General features: G+C 58.5%; 5 protein-coding genes and 1 pseudogene. 5 read left to right on the top strand and 1 reads right to left on the bottom strand.

Annotation, left to right across the window (positions count from 1 at the left end):
- The 5 genes from ABSG20_RS32050 to ABSG20_RS32030 form a co-directional block, all read left to right on the top strand.
- Positions 1 to 331, top strand: a 331-nt coding sequence (locus ABSG20_RS32050; RefSeq protein ID WP_423868461.1) for an acyl-CoA dehydrogenase family protein, incomplete at its 5' end; no start/stop codon positions are given.
- Positions 328 to 564 (top strand): acyl-CoA dehydrogenase family protein, encoded by a 237-nt coding sequence (locus ABSG20_RS32045; protein ID WP_423868460.1) that lies wholly within the window; start codon positions 328 to 330, stop codon positions 562 to 564. The genes ABSG20_RS32050 and ABSG20_RS32045, both read left to right, overlap by 4 nt.
- A 400-nt stretch (positions 565 to 964) precedes the next feature.
- Entirely contained in the window at positions 965 to 1,600 is a 636-nt protein-coding gene (locus ABSG20_RS32040; RefSeq protein WP_423868459.1) for a nucleotidyltransferase domain-containing protein, read from the top strand.
- Between the two features lie 44 nt (positions 1,601 to 1,644).
- Positions 1,645 to 1,851: a hypothetical protein gene (locus ABSG20_RS32035; protein ID WP_423868458.1), complete on the top strand. Its 207-nt coding sequence runs from the start codon at positions 1,645 to 1,647 to the stop codon at positions 1,849 to 1,851.
- Positions 1,852 to 2,172 (top strand): type II toxin-antitoxin system RelE/ParE family toxin, encoded by a 321-nt coding sequence (locus ABSG20_RS32030; protein ID WP_423868457.1) that lies wholly within the window; start codon positions 1,852 to 1,854, stop codon positions 2,170 to 2,172.
- Between the two features lie 681 nt (positions 2,173 to 2,853).
- Here ABSG20_RS32030 and ABSG20_RS32025 read toward each other — a convergent pair.
- A pseudogene (locus tag ABSG20_RS32025) lies at positions 2,854 to 3,736 on the bottom strand (hypothetical protein); the annotation flags it as partial.

The raw sequence follows: 3,736 nt of genomic DNA, 5'->3' as shown, positions 1-3,736 counted from the left end.
CCGCATGAAGTTTGAAAATGTGCGCGTTCCCGCTGGAAACATCCTCGGCAAGCCGGGAGACGGGATCAGGATTGTCTCGACAAACTTCGCCTGGACGGCTGCTCTGATCGGGGCTGCATGCGTGGGGATCATGCGGGCTGCTTTCGACCACGCCTTGGAATTCGCCAAAACGGATGCCCGTTCCGGTCCGCACCCCATCATCGAATACCCCACCGTGGGCTATATGTTCGCTGATATGAAGATGCGGATCGAGGCCTGCCGGTATTTGACATGGAATCGTGCCACCAATACGACGTCTCCGGCGGAAAGGAACACGAACTCGCAGTCATGACAAAGGTCTTTTGTTCGGAGACCTGCGTCGACGTTGTCTATGACACGATGAGGGTGGTCGGCGTGGATAGCTATACGGACATGCATCCGCTGGCGGAGCTGATGAACGATGCCATGTGCTTCCCGCTCTACGACGGGGGCAATATGGGCGCGCGCCGCCGACAGCTGCATAATATTATCAAGAACCCCGAATACGATCCGCACGTTGCACCCTTCGGCCGTTTCGGAAAGTAGAACGCCGCATTAGCTCGCGGGACGTCATTATGCTCGGACTGGCCCGTCCGCGGTTTTCTCAGCCCCGGTGCCGAACGCGGGCGGACGCGGACGCCGTAAGCCTTGGTGCCCCTGCAGCAGCGTCACGTGGCGCAGATGCCCGGCGTGCCGCGGCCGGCGGGTCGAGCAGGTTGCGCAGCATCCGGTCGTTGGTCTCGATTGGCTCGCGTTCCCGCCAGCCGGCAACCAGTCCGGGGCGCTCGTACAGGGCGGCCTGTACCAGATGCGTCACGCCGGGCTGGCTGGCGGCAAGCTGCCGGCCTTGAAGGCAAATGTGGCACCGGCAAGCAGCGCATAAGCTTTTTGGTTTTTGATAGATTGTACCCAATTTGGGGTGTATAGTCCCCAATATAGGGTTGATATGAAAAAGAACCTGAGCCTGTCGAGCGCGCTGTTTTCGGGCGTGCAGCAACGTGTGCTGGCGCTCATTTTCGGACATCCCGAGCGCAGTTTCTACACTTCTGAGATTATCCGCAACGTTCATTCGGGCCGAGGTGCTGTCGAACGCGAACTTGCGCGCCTGGAGCAGACCGGGCTGGTTTCCATCCAGCGCGTCGGCAATCAGAAGCACTACCATGCCAATCATGCATCTCCCATTTTCAATGAGCTGCGCGGCATCATCCTGAAAACCGCTGGATTGATCGAGCCGTTGAAACAATCGCTCGCGCTCTATCGCGAGAAGATCAAAGTTGCCTTCGTCTATGGTTCAATTGCCAAAGGCACCGACACGGCGCGCAGCGACATTGATCTGATGGTGATCGGCGATGACCTGACCTACGCCGAACTCTTCGCGGGTTTGCAGAAGGCAGAGACGATCTTGCAACGATCCATCAATCCGACTTTTCTCTCTTTCGACGACTGGTGCAATAAGCTCAGTACCAAAGATTCCGTTATTGCAAAAATTGCGGCTCAGCCTAAGCTTTTCATCTTCGGATCGGAAGCTGACTTCGAGCGGATCAAGGATTTACGCTTTCGTGAACCTGCAACTTGCGACTAGAAAGCTGGTTCGGACATCTCTATAGTCTTCCCATGAACGTCACATTGACGCCCGACCAGGAAGCTTGGCTGAAAGCCGAAATCGCCAAAGGGCATTTCGCGACGCCCGAGGACGCGATTTCGTTCGCGATCAATGAGATGAAGCGTGCCGCTCTCCGCGAAACGCTCGACGCGTCCATTGCGCGGGGAGGTGCCAACAGCGCGGACGGCGTACGCCGTGCTGTTGCCGACCGGCTCAAGACAAGCACGTAAGTGCCCCACCTTCGCTTCCTTGACAGCGCGCGGGACAACCTTGTCGAGATCGCGGACTACGTCGCCGCGGTCAGTGGCGAAGAGGCGGCCGTTCGCTTTGCCGGCGAGATCGTCGACAAGTGCGAGCGCCTCGCGACGCTCACCGGACTGCTGGGCCGCGCTCGCCCTGAACTGCGCCCGGACATCCGCTCCATTCCGTTCAAAAGCTATCTGATCTTCTTTCGCTATCTGCCCTCCGACATCGACCGCGACATTTTCGAGGTCGTCAACTTGGTCGAAAGCCACCGCGACCTTGTCGCCTACTTCGGTGATGAGGACTGAACGGACAGGACGCAGCACAAGGGCGGGTTGGAGGCGAAGCCGTAACTATCATTTAGTGGCGCGAGACGTGAAAACCTCCAGCCACTCCACGGCCAATCGAGGCTAAGCCAAACTACCCTAAGCATGCTGACGCTCGCAGCGATCGCGACGCCTCCCCAGCCCGGCGAAACCGGGTCAGGTAAGGCTCCGGCGCTGGGGAGGAACGTCACCGCCATGCCTGCGAAAACAAGGCCGACGCACAGCCACTGATAGAGGCTCAGCCCTCGCCATACGGGCGTCTGAGGCTCGCCGCGCGTCCCTTCTTCGAAGAAGCGACCCAGGCCTGTCAAAACAAGATAGGCCGAAAGACTCGATTTCGACCTTTTCGCCATTCAGCCACGCCAGGCGGCGCGGCTCCCGTCCTTCCCAAACAATCCAGACCAGCGAACAGCCATTCGAAGTAAATCGGCCCCAATGCAGCCTATCGATTGGAAATGACAGCCGCGGCAGCTTCATTCGCGGCGTTTCGACATATCCCGAAGCCAATGGCGAGCCGCCGCCGAAATCGACCTCGCACAATGGCGCCCGGCATTGCCAGGCAATCATCTGCTTCGATTTCCGGTCATCGAGAAGAATGTCCTGGCGCCATCCCGGTTCAAGCACGCGCCATGTCGCCGCAAAGCCATTTACGAATTTAACGATCTAAATCGTCAGGGAAGGCTCAAGCTTCCGCCGGTCGACAACCAAACCGGTGGCTTTCATGAAAAGTGCCGCGGCCGCCTTTGCCTTGTCGAGGTAGGCGGCATAGGCCGCTGTGCCTGCGCGATCGATCGCATCCTGCAGGCTGGCAGGCGGTGGCAGCAGTGCTGCGCCGGGCGCCGGTTGAAAGGTAAGAACGGCATGACGAAGGTCGGCCTCGGCGTTCCGTAGATCCGTGATCAAGGCGTTGATTTGCGACGCACTATTCGGGCTGACCAGCTTGCCGGCAATGTACACGACCTGACTGAGGCCGAGAATGCCGAGAATATTCTGTGGTACCGTAAATGAAGAGAGCTGCGAGATCCCACCGATAAAAAGCGCGCCTCCAACCGCCGCGCTGAACAAGAAACTTTGATACCGGTAAACATCGAAATTGCCGTCGCTCGAAATCAGATCGTAGAAAGTCGGCTGGCCGGCAGGACGAACGCTCGGCGCGTCGTACCATCCCTTGCTCTGCAGCCATGCCTGGTTCGCCGGTTCGATGGCGGTCCTGGTCGAATCCGCTCCCTTGGCCGCCGTCGCGCCGATGCCCGAAATGCCAAGCAATTCAAGAACCGTCGTTGAGAGATCCGACAATACACCCGTTCTCATCAGAACGTATGCCAGCATGACGAATACGAGCACGGTGAAGAAAAAGACCTGGAGTGTTGAAAGGCTGCCACGGTTGTCGGGACCGGCGGTGATGCGGATGGGATTCCAGGATTGCCGAGCCGTAAGGCTCTGGCCAGAAACGATCCGAAGGGCTTTGGCCGCGGCATAATAGACCGCGAGTCCTGTCAGCAGTGTGAAGGCAATGCTCCATTCAAATGGACTGACATACACCGGC

Origin of the sequence: Bradyrhizobium sp. (genome assembly GCF_049512235.1) — a bacterium.
GTDB lineage: Bacteria > Pseudomonadota > Alphaproteobacteria > Rhizobiales > Xanthobacteraceae > Bradyrhizobium.
The sequence above is the reverse complement of the archived record's forward strand: the minus strand, read 5'-3'. Positions and strand labels throughout refer to the sequence as shown.